This is a genomic window from Sphingomonas sp. S-NIH.Pt3_0716, assembly GCF_003950715.1.
In the GTDB taxonomy this organism is placed as follows: Bacteria; Pseudomonadota; Alphaproteobacteria; order Sphingomonadales; family Sphingomonadaceae; genus Sphingobium; species Sphingobium yanoikuyae_A.
Window position 1 is genome coordinate 197,316 of sequence record NZ_QLJK01000001.1, and the last position, 23,955, is coordinate 221,270.

Annotated in this window: 23 protein-coding genes; 6 read left to right on the forward strand and 17 right to left on the reverse strand. The window is 65.3% G+C overall.

Going from position 1 to position 23,955, the window contains the following annotated elements; translation table 11 throughout:
* Positions 1–3: 3 nt before the first annotated feature.
* A complete protein-coding gene (locus BRX37_RS00945) occupies positions 4–1,833 on the reverse strand; it encodes a hypothetical protein (RefSeq protein ID WP_125985191.1) in 1,830 nt (609 codons plus the stop codon).
* A 5-nt stretch (positions 1,834–1,838) separates the two neighbouring features.
* A complete protein-coding gene (locus BRX37_RS00950) occupies positions 1,839–2,024 on the reverse strand; it encodes a hypothetical protein (RefSeq protein WP_004211192.1) in 186 nt (61 codons plus the stop codon).
* 94 nt (positions 2,025–2,118) lie between these two features.
* Between BRX37_RS00950 and BRX37_RS00955 the strand changes: the two genes are divergently transcribed.
* Together BRX37_RS00955 and aroB are read left to right on the forward strand one after the other, a co-directional pair.
* On the forward strand, positions 2,119–2,667 hold the full coding sequence (locus BRX37_RS00955; protein ID WP_004211191.1) for a shikimate kinase: 549 nt from the start codon (positions 2,119–2,121) through the stop codon (positions 2,665–2,667).
* Positions 2,658–3,767: a 3-dehydroquinate synthase gene (aroB, locus tag BRX37_RS00960; protein WP_125985192.1), complete on the forward strand. Its 1,110-nt coding sequence runs from the start codon at positions 2,658–2,660 to the stop codon at positions 3,765–3,767. Before BRX37_RS00955 ends, aroB begins: the two co-directional genes overlap by 10 nt.
* 441 nt (positions 3,768–4,208) lie before the next feature.
* Here the strand turns inward: aroB and rpmE are convergent, their stop codons facing one another.
* From rpmE to rpsB, 12 genes are all read right to left on the reverse strand, one after another.
* Positions 4,209–4,433: a 50S ribosomal protein L31 gene (gene rpmE, locus BRX37_RS00965; RefSeq protein WP_004211187.1), complete on the reverse strand. Its 225-nt coding sequence runs from the start codon at positions 4,431–4,433 to the stop codon at positions 4,209–4,211.
* A 114-nt stretch (positions 4,434–4,547) separates the two neighbouring features.
* Positions 4,548–5,027 carry a 3-hydroxyacyl-ACP dehydratase FabZ gene (gene fabZ, locus BRX37_RS00970; RefSeq protein ID WP_004211185.1) on the reverse strand — a complete coding sequence of 160 codons (480 nt, stop codon included), beginning with the start codon at positions 5,025–5,027 and terminating at the stop codon, positions 4,548–4,550.
* Positions 5,028–5,031: 4 nt separating this feature from the next.
* Positions 5,032–5,700 carry an OmpH family outer membrane protein gene (locus tag BRX37_RS00975; protein WP_004211184.1) on the reverse strand — a complete coding sequence of 223 codons (669 nt, stop codon included), beginning with the start codon at positions 5,698–5,700 and terminating at the stop codon, positions 5,032–5,034.
* A complete protein-coding gene (gene bamA, locus BRX37_RS00980) occupies positions 5,700–8,336 on the reverse strand; it encodes an outer membrane protein assembly factor BamA (protein ID WP_125985193.1) in 2,637 nt (878 codons plus the stop codon). The genes BRX37_RS00975 and bamA overlap by 1 nt, the downstream gene beginning before the upstream one ends.
* A gap of 88 nt (positions 8,337–8,424) precedes the next feature.
* Entirely contained in the window at positions 8,425–9,558 is a 1,134-nt protein-coding gene (rseP, locus tag BRX37_RS00985) for an RIP metalloprotease RseP (RefSeq protein WP_017499846.1), read from the reverse strand.
* Positions 9,555–10,712, reverse strand: coding sequence for a 1-deoxy-D-xylulose-5-phosphate reductoisomerase (locus tag BRX37_RS00990; RefSeq protein WP_125985194.1), 1,158 nt, complete (start codon positions 10,710–10,712; stop codon positions 9,555–9,557). The genes rseP and BRX37_RS00990 overlap by 4 nt, the downstream gene beginning before the upstream one ends.
* Positions 10,712–11,488 (reverse strand): phosphatidate cytidylyltransferase, encoded by a 777-nt coding sequence (locus BRX37_RS00995; RefSeq protein ID WP_069336797.1) that lies wholly within the window; start codon positions 11,486–11,488, stop codon positions 10,712–10,714. The genes BRX37_RS00990 and BRX37_RS00995 overlap by 1 nt, the downstream gene beginning before the upstream one ends.
* Before the next feature lie 5 nt (positions 11,489–11,493).
* Positions 11,494–12,234, reverse strand: coding sequence for an isoprenyl transferase (locus BRX37_RS01000; protein ID WP_010337468.1), 741 nt, complete (start codon positions 12,232–12,234; stop codon positions 11,494–11,496).
* Positions 12,235–12,277: 43 nt separating this feature from the next.
* Positions 12,278–12,835: a ribosome recycling factor gene (frr, locus tag BRX37_RS01005; RefSeq protein WP_004211176.1), complete on the reverse strand. Its 558-nt coding sequence runs from the start codon at positions 12,833–12,835 to the stop codon at positions 12,278–12,280.
* Positions 12,836–12,837: 2 nt separating this feature from the next.
* The gene (pyrH, locus tag BRX37_RS01010) at positions 12,838–13,563 is read right to left on the reverse strand and encodes a UMP kinase (RefSeq protein WP_004211175.1); all 726 of its coding nucleotides are present in this window, start codon (positions 13,561–13,563) and stop codon (positions 12,838–12,840) included.
* A 226-nt stretch (positions 13,564–13,789) separates the two neighbouring features.
* Positions 13,790–14,716, reverse strand: coding sequence for a translation elongation factor Ts (gene tsf, locus BRX37_RS01015; protein ID WP_010337470.1), 927 nt, complete (start codon positions 14,714–14,716; stop codon positions 13,790–13,792).
* Between the two features lie 105 nt (positions 14,717–14,821).
* The gene (gene rpsB / locus BRX37_RS01020) at positions 14,822–15,580 is read right to left on the reverse strand and encodes a 30S ribosomal protein S2 (protein ID WP_010337471.1); all 759 of its coding nucleotides are present in this window, start codon (positions 15,578–15,580) and stop codon (positions 14,822–14,824) included.
* 257 nt (positions 15,581–15,837) lie between these two features.
* On the opposite strand from rpsB, the gene BRX37_RS01025 reads away from it, so the two are divergent.
* Positions 15,838–16,074 (forward strand): hypothetical protein, encoded by a 237-nt coding sequence (locus BRX37_RS01025; protein WP_125985195.1) that lies wholly within the window; start codon positions 15,838–15,840, stop codon positions 16,072–16,074.
* Between the two features lie 14 nt (positions 16,075–16,088).
* On the opposite strand, the gene BRX37_RS01030 is transcribed toward BRX37_RS01025, so the two are convergent.
* Together BRX37_RS01030 and BRX37_RS01035 are read right to left on the reverse strand one after the other, a co-directional pair.
* Complete coding sequence (locus BRX37_RS01030) at positions 16,089–16,802, reverse strand: CDP-alcohol phosphatidyltransferase family protein (RefSeq protein ID WP_051035757.1); 714 nt, start codon at positions 16,800–16,802, stop codon at positions 16,089–16,091.
* 50 nt (positions 16,803–16,852) lie between these two features.
* Positions 16,853–17,587: a phosphatidylserine decarboxylase gene (locus BRX37_RS01035; protein ID WP_029547694.1), complete on the reverse strand. Its 735-nt coding sequence runs from the start codon at positions 17,585–17,587 to the stop codon at positions 16,853–16,855.
* A 203-nt stretch (positions 17,588–17,790) separates the two neighbouring features.
* Between BRX37_RS01035 and BRX37_RS01040 the strand changes: the two genes are divergently transcribed.
* From BRX37_RS01040 to BRX37_RS01050, 3 genes are all read left to right on the forward strand, one after another.
* Complete coding sequence (locus tag BRX37_RS01040) at positions 17,791–19,011, forward strand: NADP-dependent isocitrate dehydrogenase (protein WP_004211167.1); 1,221 nt, start codon at positions 17,791–17,793, stop codon at positions 19,009–19,011.
* Between the two features lie 119 nt (positions 19,012–19,130).
* Positions 19,131–20,744 (forward strand): bifunctional GNAT family N-acetyltransferase/carbon-nitrogen hydrolase family protein, encoded by a 1,614-nt coding sequence (locus BRX37_RS01045; RefSeq protein ID WP_004211166.1) that lies wholly within the window; start codon positions 19,131–19,133, stop codon positions 20,742–20,744.
* Between the two features lie 130 nt (positions 20,745–20,874).
* A complete protein-coding gene (locus BRX37_RS01050) occupies positions 20,875–22,140 on the forward strand; it encodes an MFS transporter (protein WP_318276547.1) in 1,266 nt (421 codons plus the stop codon).
* Here the strand turns inward: BRX37_RS01050 and glmS are convergent.
* Positions 22,127–23,950, reverse strand: coding sequence for a glutamine--fructose-6-phosphate transaminase (isomerizing) (gene glmS, locus BRX37_RS01055; RefSeq protein ID WP_125985196.1), 1,824 nt, complete (start codon positions 23,948–23,950; stop codon positions 22,127–22,129). The genes BRX37_RS01050 and glmS overlap by 14 nt on opposite strands.
* Between the last annotated feature and the right edge of the window lie 5 nt (positions 23,951–23,955).

The following is a 23,955-nucleotide window of genomic DNA, read 5'->3' on the forward strand; positions in this document are numbered from 1 at the left end:
GGGTCAGGACAGGCGGGTCAGGGCCTCGGCCGCGATCATCCGCGCCTCCGGGTCCAGCCCGACGCGATGCAGCGCCGCCACCACATGATAGAGATGACCGGGCGGCAGGCGATGCCAGTCGCGACCCTGCATGCCGACGGCAGCGAGCAGCGCCACGGTCGCCTTCTCGCCCCGCTGCGCGGCGGCGTCGATCGCACGCGCCCAGCGGCTGTTGGCGGCCAGGGTGAAGCCATTATCCTGCGCCAGCGCGGCCGCATCATTGGCCGACAGGCGCGACAGGCCCGCCAGTGCGGCGATCAGCATCCGTCCCTTTTCAGGGCCGGCATCGCCGACATAGCTGGAGATGCGGCTGCTGCCGCTGTCGACGACCGTGCTGGGGGCGCCGACCGCGAGCAACGCCCAGAAATCCTGCGCGCCATCGCCATCGATCTGGCCGATCGCCTGTGCCCAGCGGGCCGCATTGCGATCATAGCCGGCTGTCAGCATCGCCGCGACCAGATTGGCGGCATCGCGCGCATCGGCCTGCGACACGGGCAGCGCAGCGGCAGCGCGGGCCGTGGCGATCAGGCCGACATAGTCGGGCGCGCCATTGTCGCGCCACAGCGTCTGCATCGCCTGGATGCGGGCACCAGAGGTCGGCCCGGAATAGGCATTGCGCAGCGCATCGACGCGATCGGCCAGATCGGACGCAAGATCGCCTTCGCTGCCCAACTCAGCATAGAAATTGACCAGCGCCTCGCTGGAGAAGACGCCCAGTCGCGCCGCGACTTCGCTGCCCGGCAAGCGACGCACGGCGGTCAGCGCCGGCGCGCGGGCTTCCCAGGCGCGAACGTGCGGGCCGACGCTACCGAACATGTCGTCGGGGATCGGCACGTTGAGCGCCGTCGCCAGGCCATAGCGCCAGGCGGTGAGGCCATCGACGCCGTCCCATTCGATCTTGACCGAACGACGCGCGTTGAAGCCCGCGCCGACCATCTTTTCGGCCAGGCGATAATCGATGCCGCGCACCACGCCCTTGCGCTGGGCCTGATTGAGTGCAGCGCTGGCCGAACCCTGATCCCCCGACAGCGCGGGGCAGATCGCCCGCGTCATGTCCCAGCCCGGTTCCTTGCTGGTGCGCAGCGCGCCCGCCGACAGCGGGCACAGGCCAGCCGGATCGGCGGTCGCCAGATAGGTCTGCATCGCGATCGCGTAGAGACGCGGCGTATATTTGTCGGGATCGACGCTCTGCACCAGCAGCCGGGCGCTATCCGCCTCGCCCATGCGCAGCAGCAGCCAGGCGCGCTCGGCCGCCCAGTCGGCGCCATTGATGCCGCGCGGCGTGTTTGTGGCGCTGAGCAGCGCGCGCCGCAGCAGGATGGAGGCCCAGCGCGACAGGATCGGCGCATGGGTCTGCTTCATCAGCGTGGCGAGATAGGGGCCATATTCCGCGCCGAAGGCGTCGGGCTCCATGCCGCGCGTGGCCGGCGTCAGCGGACCGATGCGGTCGAGCGAGCGCCGGGCGCTCTGCGGCAGGTCATATTTGGCCTTTTCAGCGGCCAGTTCGTCCGCGCTCATCGCCTCGGCGGCATTGTCCACCGCATTGGCGAGCGACAGGTCCAGCGGCTGGACGATTTCGCCCGACGGCGACGGCGTGACCGGCACGGTCGGGACGACCGGTGCGGGCGATGCCGGACGGGCCGGCTGCGCGGGCGTGGGGGTCGGCGCCGGGGCCGGATCACCAAAGCCGGGCGGCAGCAGCGATTCGGGCGCCTGCTGCGCGACGACCGGCAGTGCCAGGGCGAGCGCAAAGCTGCCCAGCGCCCATTTCGCATTCCCCCGCAGGCGGCTCATGCGGCTTACTGACCCAGTTTCTCGGCCGGGATGACCTTCTCGACGGGCTGTTGCGGCTGCTCGCCACCGCGCGACCAGAGCACGCCGATCAGCAGGACAAGAACCAACACCGCCGCGATCGGAAGGATCGGCAGACGGGTGCGACGGCGCGAACCGCCTTCGAAACTGCTCAGGGAACGATTATTCTTCATGGTCTCTTCTGCGGCTGGCCCGGCGATGTTTGCCGGACGACAGGGGAAAGTTGCGTTTGCCTCAGCGACGGCTGGCTGTATAGCCCCCCTCGCCATGCAGCGAAACAGCAAATTCCCGGAGAGCAAAGCCAAGCGCGGCCCGATCGTGCTGATCGGCATGATGGGCGTGGGCAAATCCACCGTCGGCCGGCGCCTTGCCGCGCGCCTGGGCCTGAGCTTCGTCGATGCCGATGAAGAGATTGAACGGGCCGCCGGCATGAGCGTGAGCGAGATCTTCGCCCGCTATGGCGAGGCCCATTTCCGCGATGGCGAGCGCCGGGTGATCGCCCGGCTGATGGACGGCGTGCCCAAGGTGATCGCGACCGGCGGCGGCGCCTTCATGCAGGACGAGACCCGCGCGCTGATCCTGGACCATGCCACCACCATCTGGCTGGATGCCGATATCGAGGTACTGGTCGACCGTGTTTCCCGCCGCGAGGGGCGCCCGCTGCTGAAGGATCGCGATCCGCGCATCGTGCTGACCGAGCTGGCGGCGGTCCGCAACCCCATCTACGCGCTGGCGCCGATCCATGTGAAGAGCATCGCCGCGCCGCACGAGGTCGCCGTCGACCGCATCCTGGAGCAGCTATCCGCATGGCACTAGTCCCCGTCGCGCTGGGCGCACGCAGCTATGACATCGTCATCGAACAGGGCGCGCTCGACCGTGCGGCCGACCATCTGGCGCGCTATGCCCGTGGCGGGCGGCTGGTGGTCGTCACCGACACCCATGTTGCGGCGGCGCAACTGCCCCGGCTCGACGCCAGCCTGCGCCGCGCCAATATCGTAATCGAACCGATCATCCTGCCGGCGGGCGAACAGACCAAGAGCTGGCGCCATCTGGAGGAACTGCTCGACGCGCTGCTGGCGCTGGAGATCGAGCGTGGCGACCATGTGATCGCGCTGGGCGGCGGCGTAATCGGCGACCTGGTCGGCTTTGCGTCGTCCATCCTGAAGCGCGGCTGCCATTTCGTGCAGGTGCCCACCACCCTGCTGGCGCAGGTCGACAGCTCGGTCGGCGGCAAGACCGCGATCAACGCGCGCGCCGGCAAGAATCTGATCGGCAGCTTCTACCAGCCCAGCCTGGTGCTGATCGACCCGTCGGTGCTCGACAGCCTGCCGCTGCGCGAAACCCGCGCCGGCTATGCCGAGGTGGTCAAATATGGCCTGATCGACGATCCCGACTTCTTCGCCTGGTGCGAGGCCAATGCCGACCGGCTGCTGGCCGGCGACGCGGAAGCCCGCACCTATGCGATCGAGCGCAGCGTGCGCGCCAAGGCGGCGATCGTCGCCGATGATGAGCGCGAGACGACCGGCCGCCGGGCACTGCTGAACCTTGGCCACACCTTCGGCCATGCGCTGGAGGCCGATACCGGCTTTTCCGACACGCTGCTCCATGGCGAGGGCGTGGCCGCCGGCATGGCGCTCGCCTTCCGCTACTCGGCGCGCCTTGGCCTGTGCAGCGCGCAGGATGCGGAACGGGTGACCGCGCATCTGAAGGCGATCGGCCTGCCCCATGACCTGGCCAGCGCCCATGTGACCGCCGACGGCGCGGCGCTGGTGGCGCATATGCTGCACGACAAGAAGATGGCGGCGGGCACCCTGCCCTTCCTGCTGGCGCGCGGCATCGGCCAGACCTTCCTGTCGAAGGATGTCGTGCTGGACGATGTTGCGGCGTTCCTCGACGCGGACCGCGCCGGCGCCTGACGAGGGCGGCGCGCGGGCGCCTGACCAGGGCCTCTTACACAGCAGGCAATTACCGCCCCTCCCTCCCAGGGAGGGGTTGGGGTGGGTAGCGAGCGCAGCGAGCTTCCTCCCTATCGACCGTGGAGCGCCGCTGACGCGGCGCACCCACCCCCGCCCCCTCCCTGAAAGGGAGGGGAGAAATATCGCCTTGTCCCGACATTTCAGCACCGATCGGCCTCGGTAATAATCGGGACATTCGCCCGCAGCATTTGCGGGCTAGACCAGTCCTTGTCAGCGGCATCCCCTTGCAGATCCCCCTCTGTCGCCGCTGATCCTCCCCTGAACCTCGGCCTCCAGCTTTTAGCTGGAGGCCCTTTTTTTTGTGCCGTGCGCATCGAGTTCAGGCACAAAAAAGGGCGCCCGGTGGGGCGCCCTTTCGATATCGTGCCTGTGAAAGGCCGATTACTTCTTCAGCGTCAGGCCGCCAAAGCGCTTGTTGAAGCGCGCAACCTGGCCACCGGTGTCCAGCTGGCGGTTGCCACCGGTCCAGGCCGGGTGCGACTTGGGATCGATGTCGAGCGCCATCGTGTCGCCTTCCTTGCCCCAAGTCGAGCGGGTCTGGAACGTGGTGCCGTCGGTCATCTGGACGGTGATGAAGTGGTAATCGGGGTGGGTATCGGCCTTCATGGCGTCTTGCTCCGTGTGTGTGCCGGTTCCGACCGGCTATGGATGCGATAAAATGCGAAGGCGCGCCGTTAGCGTTTTCGGCGCGCCAAAGCAAGGAAAAGGATGTGCCTTCGCTCAGTCCTTGGGCGGATCGGCGATCATCGCGACGAAATTGGCTTCCGCCGCCAGCTTGCCGTCGATCAGCGCACGGCCGGCGAACTTGCAGACCGCGCCGCGCATCTGCGTCACTTCGACATGCAGGTCGAGCAGGCAGCCCGGCTCCACAGGCGTCCGGAACTTCGCGCCGTCGATGCTCATGAAATAGACGAGCTTGCCCGAATCCGCGAGCCCCAGCGAATCGACCACCAGCACGCCGGCCGCCTGGGCCATGGCCTCGACGATCAGCACGCCCGGCATGATCGGCCGGCCGGGGAAATGCCCCTGGAAGAAGGGCTCGTTCATCGACACCGCCTTGATCGCGTGGATCGACTGGCTCGGCACCAGCGACGCCACGCGATCTACCAGCAGCATCGGGTAGCGATGCGGCAGGGCAGCCATGACCCGACGGATATCCATCGGGCCACGGGCTTCCTTGTTATCAACCTCTCCGGTCATCTTATCAGCGCGACTTGGGCGCCTGCGCCGGGTTGGCGGGGGCCGGAGCGGCAGCGGCCGGGGCCGCAGCCTGGCCCTGACGACCGCCCGGCTGCCAGCCGGCGGGCGGGGTGATGCCAACGCTGGGCACCAGCGTGTTGAGTTCGGTCACGACCGCGGCGGTGATGTCGACGGTCGGCTGATAGGACACGGTCGCGTCGGGCGACAGGACCAGGTCGACCTTCGCCTTGGTCATGGCGGCCTTCAGCGCGTCCGACAGCTTGGCGGTGATCTGTTCCTCGACATAGGCGTTGGCGAGCGCGATCGGCTGGCCCAGGCGCTGCAGTTCGGCCTGCGCGGTCTGCTGCGACTGCTGGAACTGCTGATACTGGGTTTCGATCGCCGGGGTCGGCTTGCCGCCGGCCGCCTTCAGGGCAGCCTGCAGGGCGTCGCCCTTGGTCTTGAGATCGGTGTCGATCGCGGTCTTGCGCGCGGTGAAGCTGTCGATCTGCGCCTTGTAGGTGGTCTGGATCTGGGTGCGGGCGGTCGAATAGGCCGCGCTGGTGGCAACCGCGCGCTGCAGATCGACGACGGCGATGCCCTGTTTCGACTGGGCAGCGGCCGGCGCTGCGGTCAGAGCGATGGCGGTGACAGGCGCGATACCGAGCGCCAGAGCCTTGATAAACGTCTTCATCAGAATTGAGTCCCTACGTTGAAGGTGATGAGTTTGTTGTCGTCCCCTGGTTCCTTGAGCAGGGCCTTGGCGATGTCGATGCGGAACGGCCCGAAGGGCGAGTTCCAGTTGACGCCGAAGCCCACGGACAGACGCGGTTTCAGCGTGTCGCCCAGATAATCTTCCTCGAACATGCCGCTCTTGGTGTCATAGCCAACAGGGCAGACCGGGCTGGCCGCCGTGCCGGTCGCACGGACGGTGCTCAGCGAACCGGTGGAGTCGGAGCAATAGCCCGCAAAGTTGATGGTGCCCGGATTCTTCAGGCCGGCAACGGCGCCGACATCCGCGAAGATCGACGGACGCAGGCCCATTTCACGGGCACCCGAACCCAGCGGAATCTCCATTTCGGCGCGGGCCATATAATAGACGCGGCCACCCAGCGCGTCATCCGACACATTATTGTTGCCGGTCTGACGAACATAGCTGGTGGAACCGTCCTCATTCGTCTGCGAAACCAGATAATAACGCTTCACGCGCGGACCAACGCCGCGAATGTCGAAGCCGCGCATCTGCGGTTCGCCCAGGAAGAAGCGGTCGGTCAGGCGGATCGGGTCGACTTCGGCGCCGGTGGCGTCATAGCGCGTGCCCTGGAGGCTGTGGATATAGCCGCCTTCCCCCGTCAGCGAGAAGATGAAGCCGCCGCCCAGGCCCCAATATTTGGCAGCATTGGCGCGGGTCCGGATGTAGCGGACGTCGCCGCCCAGGCCGGCAAAGTCCTGGCTGAGCGTGACGGTCTGACCACGGGTCGGACGGATGCGGTTGTCACGGGTATCATAGATCAGCGAGTAGCCGATCGACGAGGTCGTGCGCTTGCCGATGGCATCGCAGAGATAGCGGCCGGCCAGCAGCGGGTCGCAGACGCCGTCGGTATAATAGGTGTCCTTGTCCAGCGTCACGTCGTCGAAGTTCAGCGTGTAGCGCAGCGCCAGCGACACATATTCGGTGATCGGCACGCCGGCACGCAGCTGGAAGCCGGTCGTGGTCTGTTCATAGGTGGTGTCGCGGTCGTTATTGCTGAGATAACGGAAGCTGTTGAGGTCGCGACGATAGATATCGCCACCCAGCGCGATATTCTTGTCCATGAAATAGGGCTCGGTGAAGCCCACTTCGACCGACTTGGAATAAGCCGAATAATTGACCGAGGTGCGCAGTTCCTGGCCCTTGCCGCGGAAGTTGCGCTGGGTGATCGACGCCGAGATGATGAAGCGTTCGAGCGAGGAGTAGCCGGCCGAGAGCGAGAGTTCGCCGGTCGACTTTTCCTGGACGTTGGTTTCCAGCACGATGCGGTCGGGCGCCGAGCCGGGCTTCTGCTCGATGTCCAGCTTCTCCTGGAAGAAGCCGAGCGAGTTGATGCGATCCTTCGAGCGCTTGACGAGGAAGCTGTTGAAGGCGTCGCCTTCGGCCAGGCGGAATTCGCGGCGAACGACCTTATCCTGGGTCAGCGTGTTGCCGTTGATGTCGACGCGCTCGACATAGACGCGCGGGGCGTTGGCGATGCGGAAGTTGATCCCCATCGTCAGGTCGTCCTTCGACCGGTTGAAGTCGGGCTCGACCTGGGCGAAGGCATAGCCGAACAGGCCGGCGGTTTCGCTCAGCGTGTCGACCGTGTCCTCGACCTGCTTGGCATTGTACCAGTCGCCCTTCTTCATCGGCAGGCGGCGGGTCAGCGCATCGCCCGACAGGTCGCGAATGTCGCTCTCGACCTTCACGTCGCCGAACTTGTAGCGATCCCCTTCCTCGACCACATAAGTGATGATGAAGTCCTGCTTGTCAGGCGTCAGTTCCGCGACGGCCGAGATCACGCGGAAATCGGCATAGCCTTCGGTCAGGTAGAATTGGCGCAGCTTCTGCTGGTCATAGGCCAGGCGATCCGGGTCATAGCTGGTGCCCGACGAGAAGATGCGGAACCAGCGCGACTGCTTGGTCACCATCTGGCCGCGCAGTTCGCCGTCCTTGAACTTCTCGTTGCCGATGATGTTGATCTGGCGGACCTTGGACTTGGGCCCTTCCGAGATTTCGAACACGATGTCGACGCGGTTCTGGTCCAGCTGGACCATCTTGGGCTCGATCGTCGCGGCAAAGCGGCCCTGACGACGATACAGCTCGACGATGCGGGCGACGTCGGCGCGGACCTTGGAGCGGGTATAGATCTGGCGCGGCGCCAGTTTTATTTCGGGACGGATCTTGTCGTCCTTCAGGCGCTTATTACCTTCAAGGACGATACGGTTGATGACGGGGTTTTCCTTCACCTCGACGGTCAGCGCGCCGCCATCGTTGCGGATCTGGACGTCGGCGAAGAGTTCGGTCTCATACAGGTCGCGCAGCGCCTGATCGAGCGATTCCTGGCTGAAGGCCTGGCCCACGCGCAGCTTGGTGTAGGACATGACCGTGTCCTGCTCCAGACGCTGGGTGCCGGTCACGGTGATGCTGCGGATCGTGCCTTCGGGCGTATTGGCCGTGGACGCCGCGATCGGCGCAGCCGCCGGTGCTGCCGGGGCCGCATTCTGGGCCATCGCCGGCACGGCCGACAGGCCCGCAATCATCGTCGTGGCCAACAGGGCCGCGATGATCGGACGCTGGCCCTTGCTGCTGTTCATCGCTGTCACCCGCTCACCTCAAAAAAGTAAAAAACTGTTTCGCCAGAAATAGACGGCGCCGAACCGCGCCTTCCCTGCCCGATGCGGCTCAGCCGATCAAGCCGGACAGCCGCTCCCACAATCCGAAAGACGACAAATCGTTGAAGGTCACCAGCAACATGACCGTCATCAGCAGCGCCAGACCCGACCGATAGGCCCAATCCTGCACCTGCGGGCTCACCGGCCGCCGCTGCACTGCCTCCACCCCATAGAAAAGCAGATGACCGCCATCCAGCATGGGAATTGGCAAGAGGTTGATGAACCCCAAGTTAATCGAGATGAGGGCGATAAAGAAGATGAAGCTCTCCAGCCCCAGCGTCGCCGCCTGTCCCGACACCTGTGCGATCTTGAGCGGCCCGCCCAGCTCCTTGACCGAACGATCGCCGCCGATCACCTGGCCCAGCGTCTCCACCATGGTGCGGATGATCTGGCCGGTGCGCTCGATCGCCACCACAGGCGCGCGCAACAGGCTGACCGGTTCGATCACCGGTTCGCCCGGCGCGATGCCCAGACGTCCGATGCGGAATTTGTTGCCAAAGCCGTCATCTTCGCTGACCGCACCGACATGGCCCTGCTTCTCGATCACCTGCCCCTTGCGGTCGAGCAGGATCGTCACCGGTTCGCCGGGCCGGATCTGCGCATAAAGGCGGATATCGTCGAAGGTGCTCATCGCCCGACCATTGAGCGAGACGATGCGATCGCCCGGCTGGATGCCGGCCATGGCAGCGGCGCTGCCGGGCTGGACCATGCCGGCGACCGCCGGGGTCCGGCTTTCACCGTGCAGGAAGGCGAAGGCGGCGAGTATCAGGATGGCGAAGAGGAAATTGATCGCCGGGCCGGCGGCGACGATCGCCGCGCGCTGCCACAACGGCTTGGCCGGGAAGCTTTCGGCGCGATCCTGCGCCGACATTTCCAGCCATTTGGGATCGGTCTGGCTGGCCGCGTTCATGTCGCCCTTGAAGCGGACATAGCCGCCCAGCGGCAGCGCCGCGAGCCGCCAACGGGTGCCGCGCCTGTCCACCCAGGCGGCGATTTCCGGGCCGAAGCCGATCGAGAAGGCCTCCGCCTTCACCCCGCACCAGCGTCCGACCAGATAATGACCCAGTTCATGCACGAAGACGAGCGGCCCGATGACCGCCACGAAAGCCAAGATGGTCAACAGGAAACCGGGATTGTGGATCAAACCGTCAATCTTTCCATCACATCACCCGCCATAACCCGTGCCGTTGCGTCGGCGTGCAGGACATCGTCCATGCAGGCAGGCATCGGCGCGCTATAGCGGTTGAGAACATCCTCCACAATCATGGCGATATCAAGGAAGCCGATGCGGCCGGCCAGAAAGGCCGCCACGGCGACCTCGTTGGCGGCGTTGAGGATGGCGGCCGATGCGTCACCCGCCTGCGCCGCCGCGCGCGCCAGGCGCAGCGCGGGAAAACGCCGGTCGTCGGGCGCTTCAAAGTCCAGACGGCCGATCCGGGCCAGGTCGAGCGGCTGGCAGGGCGTGGCAATCCGCGCCGGCCAGGCCAGCGCATGGGCGATCGGGATGCGCATGTCGGGCGAGCCGAGCTGTGCCAAAGTGGACCGGTCGCGATATTCGACCATCGAATGGATCACCGATTGCGGGTGGACCAATATCTCGATCCGGTCGAGCCCGACCGGGAAGAGATGGGCCGCCTCGATCAGTTCCAGCCCCTTGTTCATCATCGTCGCGCTATCGACGCTGATCTTCGCGCCCATCGACCAGTTGGGATGAGCCACCGCCTGCGCCGGTGTGATGGCGCGCATATCCTCATAGCCGAGCGTGCGGAACGGTCCGCCGCTCGCGGTCAGGATGATGCGGGCGACATCGTCCAGGCTGCTGCCGGCCAGGCACTGGAAGATCGCATTATGCTCGCTGTCCACCGGCAGCAGCGTCGCGCCCGAAGCGGTCGCCGCCTGCATCATCAGCGCGCCGGCCGACACCAGCGATTCCTTGTTGGCGAGCGCCACCGTGCCGCCGGCCTGCAGCGCGGCGATGGTGGGCTTGAGGCCCGCGCAGCCGACGATCGCGGCCATGGTCCAGTCGGCACCCGCCGCCGCGGCATCGACCAGCGCGCCCTCGCCCGCCGCCGCCTCGACACCCGATCCGGCGAGCGCATCCTTGAGCGCGCCATATTGGGCTTCGTCCGCGACCACGGCGATCTTCGCACCGACCGCGCGCGCGGCGGCGGCGAGGCCAGCGACATCGCGGTTGGCGGTCAGGGCGATGACCGCATAGGCGTCGGGTTCGCGCTGGATCAGGTCCAGCGTCGACATGCCGACCGATCCGGTGGCGCCGAAGACGGAAACGCTGCGCATCAGGCGCCCGCCAGGACCAGATAGAGCAAGGCGGCGAGCGGCGCCGCCGCCACCACGCCGTCGAGCCGGTCCATCACCCCGCCATGGCCGGGCAGGAGATTGCTGCTGTCCTTGACGCCGGCGCGGCGCTTCATCGCGCTTTCGAGCAGATCGCCAAGCTGCGCCGCGACCGCGAGCAGGCCGCTTGCCGCCGCCAGTTGGATCGGCAGGTCGGCAAAACGATAGAGAAGGAAGCCGGTGAGCAGGGCCGCGAGCACGCCGCCACCCAGCCCCGACCAGGTCTTGGACGGGCTGACCCGCGGCGCCAGCTTGGGCCCGCCGATCGAGCGACCGGCAAAATAGGCGCCGATATCGGTCGCCCAGACCAGGCCCAGCGCCCAGAAGGCGAGCAGCAGGCCATGGCTGTCAGGCGCCTGCCCGCGCAGGAACAGCAGCGCCATCACCGGCAGACAGATATAGAGAATGCCGAGCGCCAGCTTGATCGCGCGGCTGGTGATCAGCACGAAGAAGAAGGAGGCCATCATCAGGCCGAAACCGAGCCAGGACACGCCCGCCGCCACTGGGCAGAGGATCGCCAGCGGCACCGAGACGGCATACATCGCCATCTTGCGCTGATCGGACGAGGCGCCGGTCAGCATGCCCCATTCGCCCATCATCAGCACACCGGCGATCGACAGCAGCATCCAGAAGACGAAGCCGCCAAAGACCAGCGCGCCGACGGCAACGGCGATCAGGCCAAGGCCAACGATCGTGCGGGTCCGCAATTCACTCGACATGTTACTCACAGTCCGCCGAAACGGCGGTCCCTCATGCGGAAGGCGTCGAGCGCCTGCGCCAATGCCCGGCCATCGAAATCGGGCCAGAGCATATCGGTAAAATAGAGTTCGGCATAAGCCGCCTGCCACAGCATGAAATTGCTGAGCCGCTGTTCGCCCGAAGTACGGATCAGCAGGTCGAGCGGCGGCAGGTCGGCGGTGTAGAGTTCGGCATCGATCGCCTCGATACCGATATTCTCGGCCGACAATTCACCGCTCGCCACCCGCTGCGCCAGACGCTGCGCCGCGCGCACCATCTCGTCCTGCGCGCCATAGTTGAGCGCGATCGCGATCACCGGGCCAGTGTTGGCAGCGGTGCGAGCCATCGCGCTTTCGATCAGCTCGACCAGGCCAGGCTCCAGCGCCTTGTAGTTGCCGATCACCCGCAGCCGCACGCCATTGGCATGAAACTCATCGATATCCGACTGGATGAAATGGCGCAGCAGCCCCATCAGGTCGGACACTTCGGTCGCCGGACGCTTCCAGTTCTCCGAGGAGAAAGCGTAGAGCGTCAGGCATTCAAGGCCCATATCCTGCGCCGCGCGGGCGACGCGGCGCACCGCCTCCACCCCGGCGCGATGGCCGGCGATGCGCGGCAACAGCCGCTTCTTCGCCCAGCGGCCATTGCCGTCCATGATGATGGCGACATGGCGCGCACCATGGGCAGGCGCAGCGCTGGTAAGATCGGGCTTGGCTTGTGTGGCCATCAGATAGGAATGCGTGCTTTGGCCGCGAAAGAAAAGCCCCGGCTTACTGGCCGAGGATTTCCTTTTCCTTGGCCGAAGCGGCCGCGTCGATATCCACGATGGTGGCGTCGGTCAGCTTCTGGACTTCGGTTTCCAGACGCTTGCGCTCATCTTCGCTGATCTCGCCCTTCTTCTCGTCGGTCTTCAGGCTGTCCATGCCGTCGCGACGAACGTTGCGGACCGCGACGCGCGCGCCTTCGGCATATTTGCTGGCGAGCTTGGCCAGTTCCTTGCGGCGTTCCTCGGTGAGGTCCGGGATCGGCAGGCGCAGCGTCTGGCCGTCGACGATCGGGTTGAGGCCGAGGCCCGCCGAGCGGATCGCCTTGTCGCAGGGGCCGACATTGGCCTTGTCCCACACCTGGACAGACAGCATGCGCGGCTCGGGCGCCGACACGGTGGCGACCTGGTTCAGCGGCATGTTGGCGCCATAGACGGTGACCATGACGGGATCGAGCAGTTGCACATTGGCGCGGCCGGTGCGCAGACCGGTGAGATCGCCCTTCAGCGCTTCGATTGCGCCGGCCATGCGGCGTTCGAGGTCGGACTTGTTATACTGGGCCATTATTAGCGCTCCTGATTTTGCACGATCGTCGCGGTGCCTTCACCCGCCAGCACCTTGGCCAGGTTGCCTTCCTCGCGGATGTTGAAGACGACGATGGGAATATGATTTTCACGGCACAGCGCGATCGCGCTGGCGTCCATGACCTTGAGATTGTCGGTCAGCACCTGATCGAAGCTGATCGCCTCATAGCGGGTGGCGTCCGCCACCTTCTTGGGATCGGCATCATAGATGCCATCGACGCTGGTGCCCTTGAACAGCGCGTCGCAGTTCATTTCCGCCGCGCGCAGGGCCGCCGTGGTATCGGTGGTGAAGAAGGGATTGCCGGTGCCCGCCGCGAAGATCACGATCCGGCCCTTCTCCATGTGGCGCACGGCCTTGCGCCGGATATAGGGTTCGCACACCGACGCCATCGGAATGGCCGACTGGACGCGGGTGTCGCAGCCGATCTTCTCCAGCGCATTCTGCACCGCCAGCGCGTTCATCACGGTCGCCAGCATGCCCATATAGTCGGCGCTGGTGCGGTCGAAGCCCTTGGCCGCGCCGGCAAGGCCGCGGAAGATGTTGCCGCCACCCACGACCACGCACAGTTCGAAGCCCGCATCCTTCGCGGCGGCGATTTCGCCAGCGACGCGATCGACGGTCTCGGGATCGATGCCGAACTGGCCGGACCCCATCAGCACCTCGCCCGACAATTTCAGCAGGATGCGTTTGAAGGCTGGCCGGGTCATGTGGGGCAAGAATCCTTGATGGTTGGCAGGGGAAGCGGCCGGGACATTAGAGGCGGTAAAGCGCGATGCCAAGGGGCGTTTGTCGTGCGCTCCAGCCTCTTCATGGAGAAAGCGGCACCGATGGCGCCCGGCCCGACCGGCGCCGACCGCCGAACGCACCATGCTCTCATAGAAAAAGGGCGCCCCGCAGGACGCCCCTTCCCTTTGCTTGTCACTCGATCGACGATCAGGCGCCGGCGGCAGCAGCCACTTCGGCGGCGAAGTCGCTGACTTCCTTCTCGATGCCTTCGCCCAGCTGGAAGCGGACATAGGACTTGAGCGAGATCGACTTGCCGGCATCCTTGGCCGCCTTGGCGACGACGTCGGCGATCGGGGTCTTGTTGTCCATCACGAACAGCTGCGAGAGCAGGGCCTGCTCCTTGGCGAACTTGGCGACCGCACCGTCGACCATCTTGGCGACGATTTCGGCGGGCTTGCCCGATTCGGCAGCCTTTTCAGCGGCGATCGCGCGCTCACGCTCCAGCAGGGCCGGATCGATGTCGTCAGCCGACAGGGCCAGCGGGAAGGCAGCGGCGATGTGCATGGCCAGCTGCTTGCCCAGCGGCTCCAGAACGTCGGCGGGGGCATCGCCTTCGAGCGCGACGAGCACGCCGATCTTGCCGAGGCCCGGCGCAGCGGCGTTGTGCACGTAGGGCACGACGACGCCTTCGGTCACTTCGACGTGAGCGACGCGACGCAGATTCTGGTTTTCGCCGATGGTGGCGATGTTGGCGACGAGCTTTTCGGCGATGGTGCCGCCGGCGGGGTGCGGCTGGGCCGACAGGGCTTCGGCGTCAGCCGCGCCCGATTCCAGCGCAACGGTCGACACGGTGCGAACGAAGTCCTGGAACTGGTCGTTCTTGGCAACGAAGTCGGTTTCGCTGTTCACTTCGACGGCAACGCCCTTGGTGCCGGCGACGGCAACGCCGACCAGGCCTTCAGCAGCGGTGCGGCTCGACTTCTTCTGGGCAGCAGCCAGACCCTTGGCGCGCAGCCAGTCGGTCGCCGCTTCGATGTCGCCATTGGCTTCGGTGAGGGCCTTCTTGCAATCCATCATGCCCGCGCCCGAACGGTCGCGCAGTTCCTTGACGGCGGCAGCGGTAATCTCGGCCATGTTGAGGCTCCTAAATCAAAAGGGGTTTAATCAGATAAGCACTAGGGCGCGTTCCGTAATGGACCGCGCCCTAGCCTGTCATTCTTGCAGTTCGAAGACCGCGGATCAGGCCTGCGCGACGACCTCTTCGGCCTCGGGCTCATCCAGAGCGCCCAGGTCGATGCCCGAAGCCTGCTGCGCACCACGGTTGCCCTTGGTGGCGGCGGCGGCAACGGCGTCGCAGTAGAGGCGGATGGCGCGGCTGGCGTCATCGTTCGCCGGAACCGGGAAGGCGATGCCGTCGGGCGAGACGTTCGAGTCGAGGATGGCGACAACCGGGATACCCAGGGTGTTGGCTTCCTTGATCGCCAGCTCTTCCTTGTTGGCGTCGATCACGAACATGACATCGGGGATGCCGTTCATGTCGCGAATGCCGCCCAGCGACAGTTCCAGCTTCTCGCGCTCGCGGGTCATCTGGAGGACTTCCTTCTTGGTGAAGCCGTGGGTATCGCCCGACAGCTTCTCTTCGAGGGTCTTCAGGCGCTTGATCGAGCCCGAGATGGTCTTCCAGTTGGTGAGCATGCCGCCCAGCCAGCGATGGTTGACGAAGTGCTGACCCGACTTGCGGGCGGCTTCGGCGATCGGATCCTGGGCCTGGCGCTTGGTGCCGACGAACAGGACCTTGCCGCCGCCGGCGACGGTGGCCGACACGAAGTCGAGGGCGCGCGCGAAGAGCGGCACGGTCTGCGACAGGTCAAGGATGTGGATGCCGTTGCGGTCGCCGAAGATATACGGCTTCATCCGCGGGTTCCAGCGGTGGGTCTGGTGGCCGAAGTGGGCGCCAGCCTCGATCAATTGCTGCATGGTGACGACGGGGGTCGCCATAATCATTTCTCCTTCCGGTTGCTACCTCTGGGAATCAGGAACCTTGGATGGTCTCAAAGACCCGTCCGGCACCGGATATGTCGATTCCCATGTGGAATGGGCGCGCCTTTAACGCCCAAAACCCCGTTGCGCAAGGGGTTGACTCGCTCTCAATATGAGAACATAAAGTGAACAGATGGAACAAACAGTCTAAACGCCCGTATGCACCGACATAGTGAGCCTAAGCGTGCAAATGGCAAGATAGAAAGTCAGCGGCCATGTTCACCATTGTTGCAGCGACCATTTTCTCCGCCGCCTTCCTGCTGGCGGTCGGCACCATTGCCTGGATGTTTGCGCTCTATCATCAGAAGATGGCGGCAGCCCTGCTGTTCGAGCCGATTCCCCAGACCCCGCCCGTCTACCATATCCGCATCACGCGGAACCGCGTGCGCCAGCCGGCCCGCGGCGCCACCCTGTCCGCCCCCGCCCTGCCCGGCAGCGTGCTCGCTGCCTGAACAGGACATCCGGCTCAGCCGACAGGCTGCTTGCGCACCTTGGCGTAGGACAGGATGCCGAACGGGATCAGCAGCACATAGACGCCGCAGATCAGCAGCAGAGTGAACCAGGGCTGGGTCGCCAGCGCCGCCGCCAGCAGGCCGACAAAGGCGATGAGTTCCAGCCGGATGCGCTTGCGCAGCCGCAGCGCCGACCAGCTATAGGTGGCGATGCTGGAGATCATCAGGAAGGCCACGAACGCGGTCCAGGGCGCGACCACATACCAGGCGCGGAAAATCTCTTCGCCCGTCACCATCCACAGATAGAGCGGCACGAAGGTGAGGCCAGCGCCGGCCGGGGCCGGCACGCCGGTCAGGAAACCGGCCGATTTGTGCGGCTGCTCCTCCACATCGATATTGGCGTTGAAGCGCGCCAGGCGCAGCGCGCAGGACAGGGCATGGGCCAGCGCGAAGATCCAGCCGAATTTCGGCATGGCGTGCAGCGACCAGAGATAGAGGATCAGCGCCGGCGCGACACCGAAGGCGATCGAATCGGACAGCGAATCCAGTTCGGCGCCAAAGCGGCTCTCGCCCCGCAGCATCCGGGCGATCCGGCCATCGAGCCCGTCGAGCACGCCGGCGAACAGGATGGACAATACCGCCCGCTCCCACTCGCCCGAAATGCCGTAGCGCACGCCGGTGAGGCCGAAGCACAGCGCCATCGCCGTCACCGCATTGGGTGCCAGCATGCGCAGCGTGATGCCGCGCCGCAGCCCGCGCGGAACGGCGCGACGCCGCCTCACTGCTGGATGCCCGCAATCACGCGGCGATCGCCGATCTGGCCCAGGATCGTCTCGCCCGCGACGGTACGCTGGCCCAGGATCACGCGCGGCGCGGTGCCGGCGGGCAGATAGACGTCGACGCGGCTGCCAAAGCGGATGAGGCCGATGCGCTGGCCGGCGGCGACCATGTCGCCCGGCTTGACGAAGGGCACGATGCGGCGCGCGACAAGGCCGGCAATCTGGGTGAAGCCGACGCGCAGGCCGTCATGACGCTCGACCAGGATATGCTGGCGCTCATTATCCTCGCTCGCCTTGTCGAGATCGGCGTTGAGGAACTTGCCGGAAATATAGGTGACGGCCTTCACCGTGCCGCCGATCGGGGTGCGGTTGATATGGACGTCGAACACGCTCATGAAGATCGACACGCGGATCAGCGGCTGATCGCCCAGGCCATCGGGCCCGGCCATCTCGCGCGGCGGCGGCACGCGCTGGATCAAGGTCACCAGACCATCCGCCGGGGCGATGATCGCACCCTCATCCTGTGGCACGGCGCGGATCGGATCGCGGAAGAAGGCCAGCACCCAGATGGTGACCATCAGCATCAGCCAGCCGATGATTTCCCAGCCCATCACGAAGAACAGGCCGGTGATCGCAGCCGCGATCGCGCCGAACTTCACCCCTTCGGGATGGACCGAGGGGAAGCGCCATTTGACATTGCCGCCTGCGGCAATCGTGATCTCGTCATTTTCCATGGGCATGTCTTTAGGGGGAGACATTGATCCTGACAACGACGATCCCCGTCCTTGGCTCCCGGCATGAACGCGCATCGCACAACAGTATTGCGCATGCATCGCATGATCGGCCGGAAATCCGGCGCTGGACGGTTGAACATTGGCGGCGCAGGCCGTAGGGCGTCCCCATAATTCCACCCAAGAGAAGAAGGCGAATAGGCGCTATGGCGAAGATCAAGGTGAAAAACCCCGTCGTGGAAATCGACGGCGACGAAATGACCCGCATCATCTGGGAATGGATCCGTGAGCGCCTCATTCTCCCCTATCTCGACGTCGACCTGAAATATTATGACCTGTCGGTCGAGAAGCGCGACGAGACCAGCGACCAGATCACGATCGACGCGGCCAACGCGATCAAGGAATATGGCGTCGGCGTGAAGTGCGCCACCATCACCCCCGACGAAGCGCGCGTCGAGGAATTCGGCCTCAAGAAGATGTGGAAGTCGCCCAACGGCACCATCCGCAACATCCTGGGCGGCGTCGTGTTCCGCGAACCGATCGTCATCAAGAATGTCCCCCGCCTGGTTCCGGGCTGGACCGACCCGATCGTCGTCGGCCGTCACGCCTTTGGCGACCAGTATAAGGCCACCGATTTCAAGGTGCCCGGCGCCGGCACGCTGACCATGAAGTGGGTCGGCACCAATGGCGAGGAACTCGAATATGAAGTGTTCGAATTCCCCAGCGCCGGCGTTGCCATGGGCATGTACAATCTCGACGAATCGATCCGCGATTTCGCCAAGGCCAGCTTCAACTATGGCCTGAACCGCGGCTGGCCCGTCTATCTGTCGACCAAGAACACCATCCTCAAGGCCTATGACGGCCGCTTCAAGGATCTGTTCCAGGAAGTGTTCGACGCCGAATTCGCCGACAAGTTCAAGGCGGCCGGCATCGTCTACGAACACCGCCTGATCGACGACATGGTCGCTTCGGCGCTGAAGTGGAGCGGCAAGTTCGTCTGGGCCTGCAAGAATTATGACGGCGACGTCCAGTCGGACACCGTGGCCCAGGGCTTCGGCTCGCTCGGCCTGATGACCTCGGTTCTGCTGTCGCCCGACGGCAAGACCGTGGAAGCCGAAGCCGCGCACGGCACTGTCACCCGCCACTATCGCCAGCACCAGCAGGGCAAGGCGACCTCGACCAACCCGATCGCCTCGATCTTCGCCTGGACCCAGGGCCTGTCGTTCCGCGGCAAGTTCGACGACACGCCGGACGTCGTGAAGTTCGCCGAGACGCTGGAGCAGGTCTGCATCAAGACCGTCGAAGGCGGCGCGATGACCAAGGATCTGGCCCTGCTGATCGGCCCGGATCAGGCCTGGATGACCACGGAGCAGTTCTTCGAGGCGATCCGCGTCAATCTGGAAGCCGAAATGGCCAAGTGGGCCTGATAAAGGCTTTTTACCGGAACTGATCGCTTCCTGAAGCTTTCAATACGGAAACGGAACGAGGCGGCGCCGCATCCCGGCGCCGCCTTTTCCTTTTCGGATTGATGCGACGGGAGCAAAGCATGACCACGACAGCCAAGAAGCGCCTGGAAGTCCGGGCGGCGGTGCCCGGCGATGTGCGCGGCATCCAGCGGCTGATCGCCCGCGCCTATCCCGGCATGCCCAATTATTCGCTGGCCACCATCCGCGGCCAGATCAACAATTTCCCCAATGGCTGCTTCGTCGCCCTCTATGACAGCAAGGTCGTGGGCTATTGCGCCACCATGCGCGTCAGCAAGGCGATGGCCTTTTCCCATCATGACTGGGAGGAGATCACCGCCAACGGTTTCGGCACCCGCCACAGCGCCGCGGGCGAATGGCTTTATGGCTATGAAATGGCGGTCGATCCCAAGCTGCGCGGGCTGCGCATCGGCCAGCGCCTCTATGACGAGCGCAAGGAACTGGCCGAGGAGCTGGACCTGCACGGCATCGTCATTGCGGGCCGCATGCCCGGCTATGCCCGTGCCAAGCGCCGCGCCGGCAGCCCGGCCGACTATCTGGAAAAGGTGGTCAGCGGCAAGCTGCGTGACCAGGTCATCAGCTTCCAGTTGAAGAACCAGTTCGAGCCGCTGGGCGTGCTGGAAAATTACCTGCCCGAAGACAAGCAGTCGGACGGACATGCCGCGCACCTGGTCTGGCGCAACCCCTATGTCGACCCGGACGAGGCGCCGGAAATGCGGGTGCCGCGCGGCGTTGAAAGCGTTCGCCTCGCCACCTGCCAGCTCCAGGCTCGCGCGGTGAAGGATTTCGACGAGTTCGTGCGCAACATCGAATATTTCGTCGACGTGGCGGCCGATTATCGCTCGGACTTCATCGTCTTCCCCGAGCTGTTCACCCTGCCCCTGCTCTCGTTCGAGACCAAGAAACTGTCGCCGATCGAAGCGATCGACAAGCTGACCGGCTATACCCCGCGCCTGACCAAGGAACTGACGCGGATGGCGCTGGAATATAATATCAACATCATCGGCGGATCGCACCCGACCCGCGCCGACGATGGCGACATCCAGAATATCGCCTATGTCGCGCTGCGCGACGGATCGGTCCACACCCAGGAGAAGATCCACCCGACCCCCAACGAGGCCTTCTGGTGGAACATCAAGGGCGGCGACGCGCTCGACGTGATCCAGACCGACTGCGGCCCGATCGGCGTGCTGATCTGTTATGACAGCGAATTTCCCGAACTGGCCCGCCGCCTGGTCGACCAGGGCGCGCGCATCATCTTCGTCCCCTTCTGCACCGACTCGCGCCTGGGCTATATGCGCGTGCGCTATTGCGCGCAGGCCCGCGCGATCGAGAATCAATGCTATGTCGTGATGTCGGGCAATGTCGGCAACCTGCCGAACGTCGACAATATGGATATCCAATATGCCCAGAGCGCGATCCTGACGCCGTGCGACCTGCCCTTCGCCCGCGACGGCATCGCGGCCGAGGCGAGCGAGAATGTCGAGACGCTGACCATGGCGGACGTCAATCTGGCCGACCTCAGTTGGGCGCGCGCCGAAGGCACGGTCCGCAACCTGCGCGACCGCCGCTTCGACCTTTATCATATCGACTGGGACAGCAATCCCGACCACAGCCACGCGCCCAGCGGTGGCCCGGTGCCGGCCGGCGGCCATAATTCGCCCGGCGGCGGCTGACGCCCCGCTTTCCCGACAAATCCATTGCGAACGCGAGTCAAAAGCGCTTCATTTTCCCCTTGCCGCCTCGGCGGTCCCATTGGGGAGACATGTCATCGCTTTTATCGCACCCGCCACCCCGATCACGCCTTTGGCGGTTCTGGATCGATCCTGGTCCGCCCGCGCCCTGTTCACGGTGCTGTTCCTGGGCGTGACCGCCGGCGTGCAGATGAGCGATCGCGGCGTCCAGTCGGTCCTGCTGGCCGACATACAGGCCAGCTTCGGCGTCGGTGACGCAACGATCGGCGCGCTTCAGGGGCTGGCGGGCATATTAGTCGCGAGTGCCATTGCGGTACCGATCGCCCGACTGGCCGACCGCATGTCGCGCAAGCATGTGCTGATCGGCCTCATCATCGGATGGAGCGCGCTGATGGCGCTAAGCGCTCTGGCGCCCAACTTCCCCCTCTTCTTCATCGACCTCGCGGCATCGGGCGTCACCGAATTCGCGATGATCCCGATCGTCTATTCGATGATCCCCGATCTGGTCGCCGATCGCCACCGCGTCGCCGCCAACCTGTCCTTCGCCGCGCTGATGGCCGCCGGCGCCAGTGCTGGCTTCTATTTTGGTGACGTACTGGTCCATCAGGCCGACATGGTCTTTGCCTTCGCGCTGGAACCCTGGCGCAAGGCGATCCTGCTGCTTTCGCTCGCCGGCATCCCGCTGGTCGCGGTCGGCCTGCTGACCTTTGATCCACCGCGCGGCATCACCGCCGACGACAGTCCGGCATCGGCATCGCTGCTGCTGTTCCTGCGGCAACGCTGGCAGGCGGTCGGCCTGTTCGTCGGCGTGGCCGGCAGCCTGATGATCGCGGTACAGGCGCTCAATCCACTGATCGCTCTGGCGCTGGAGCGGCGCTTCCAGGCCGACATGCGCGTGATCGGCCAGGCACTGGGCATCATCACCTTGCTGACCAGTATCGGCTGCCTGCCCGTCGCCGGCTTCCTCGACCGGCTGCTCGGCCGGCGCATGGGGCTTGCCGCCCGGCCGCTGATCATGGGTGCAGGCGCGCTGCTCTCGATCCCCTGCGCCGTACTGCTCTTTTCGATCAGCCGGATCGATCAGGCGCTGATCCTGGTCGCCGCCTTCCTGTTCCTGACCTGCACCGCCAATGCGCTGGTGCCGACCATGTTGCAGGATCTGACGCCGGCCACGCTGCGCGCACGCAGCTTCGCGGTCTGGAGCTTCGTCGTTTCGATCTTCTGCGCGATCGGTCCGCTGATCGCCGGCAGCCTGTCCGACCTCGCTCTTGGCGGGCGGTTGCTGTCGGCGATCGCGGCGACGGCGATTCCGGCGCTCCTCATCTCCGCCCTGTGTGCAGGCCGGTCGATGCGGAGCACGTCGATCACTCCACCGTGACGCTCTTTGCTAGGTTGCGCGGCTGATCGACGTCGGTGCCCTTGAGTACGGCGACATGATAGGCCAGCAACTGCACCGGCACGGCATAGACCATCGGCGCGATCAGCGGGTGGACCTTGGGCATGGTGATGGTGGCAAGGCTGCCTTCGCCCGCCGCCTGCACGCCGTCATAGTCGGAAATCAGCACCACCTTGCCGCCGCGCGCCTGCACTTCCTGCATGTTGCTGACGGTCTTTTCGAACAAGGGGCCGCTGGGCGCGATGCAGATCACCGGCACCAGTTCGTCGATCAGCGCGATCGGGCCGTGCTTCATCTCGCCGGCGGCATAGCCCTCGGCATGGATATAGCTGATTTCCTTGAGCTTCAGAGCGCCTTCCAGCGCGAGGGGATAGTCGGTGCCGCGGCCGAGATACAGGACATCGCGCGCCGGGACGATATGATGGGCCATCGCCTCGATCGCCTCGTCATAGGCGAGCGCGCCGTTGATCGCAGCGGGCGCTTCGGCGAGATGGCGGACGATTTCCTTCTCGTCCTTGGCGCTGAGCTTGCCCTTGGCCCGCGCCAGATTGGCGGCGAAGGCAGCGAGCACGGCCAGCTGGCAGGTGAAGGCCTTGGTCGAGGCGACGCCGATTTCCGGGCCGGCATGGGTCGGCAGCAGCAGGTCGGCCTCGCGCGCCATGCTGCTGGTCGGCACATTGACGACGACGGCGATCTTTTGCCCCTGGGCGCGGGCATAGCGCAGCGCGGCAAGCGTGTCGGCGGTTTCGCCCGACTGGCTGATGAAGAGGGCCAGGCCGCCCTCCTCCATCACCGGCTCGCGGTAGCGGAACTCGGAGGCGAAATCCAAATCGACCGGCACGCGGGCGAACTGCTCGAACCAGTAGCGCGCGACCATGCCGGCATAGAAGCTGGTGCCGCAGGCGACGATGGTGACGCGGCGAATGGTCGACAGGTCGAAATCCGGGATCGGCAGCGACACGCGGTCATCCATCCGCTGCAGATAGGCCTTGAGCGTCTGGGCCACGACGACCGGCTGCTCATAGATTTCCTTCTGCATGAAGTGGCGATGATTGCCCTTGTCGATCATCGCGCCGGACACACCGCTAATGGTGACGGGCCGTTCGACCGGGTTATTATCCTTGTCGAAAATCTCGGCGCCGTCCCTGGTGATGACGACCCAGTCGCCCTCGTCCAGATAGGCGATGCGCTGGGTCAGCGGCGCCAGCGCCAGCGCGTCGGAGCCGAGGAAGGTCTCGCCATCGCCATAGCCCACGACCAGCGGCGAGCCGAGGCGCGCGCCTATCAGCATGTCGGGATGGCTCTTGAACAGGATGGCCAGCGCGAATGCGCCGTGCAGGCGCGGCAACACCTGCGCCACGGCCTCCTTCGGCGCCACGCCCTGCTCCACCAGTTCGCTGACCAGATGGGCGACCACTTCGGTGTCGGTCTGGCTGTCGAAGGTGCGGCCGCGGACAATCAGTTCGTCGCGCAGCGGCTTGAAATTCTCGATGATGCCATTGTGGACCAGCGCCACTTCGCCGGTCGCATGCGGGTGCGCGTTGCTGGTGGTCGGCGCGCCATGGGTCGCCCAGCGGGTGTGGGCTATGCCGGTGGTGCCGGCCAGCGGCGAGGCGGCCAGTTCCTTGACCAGATTGTTGAGCTTGCCCTCGGCCCGGCGGCGATCGATCCGGCCGTCATGCACGGTGGCGACGCCGGCACTGTCATAGCCGCGATATTCCAGCCGCTTGAGGCCATCGACCAGTCGTTCCGCGACCTGATCCTTACCAATAATTCCGATGATACCGCACATGGTGG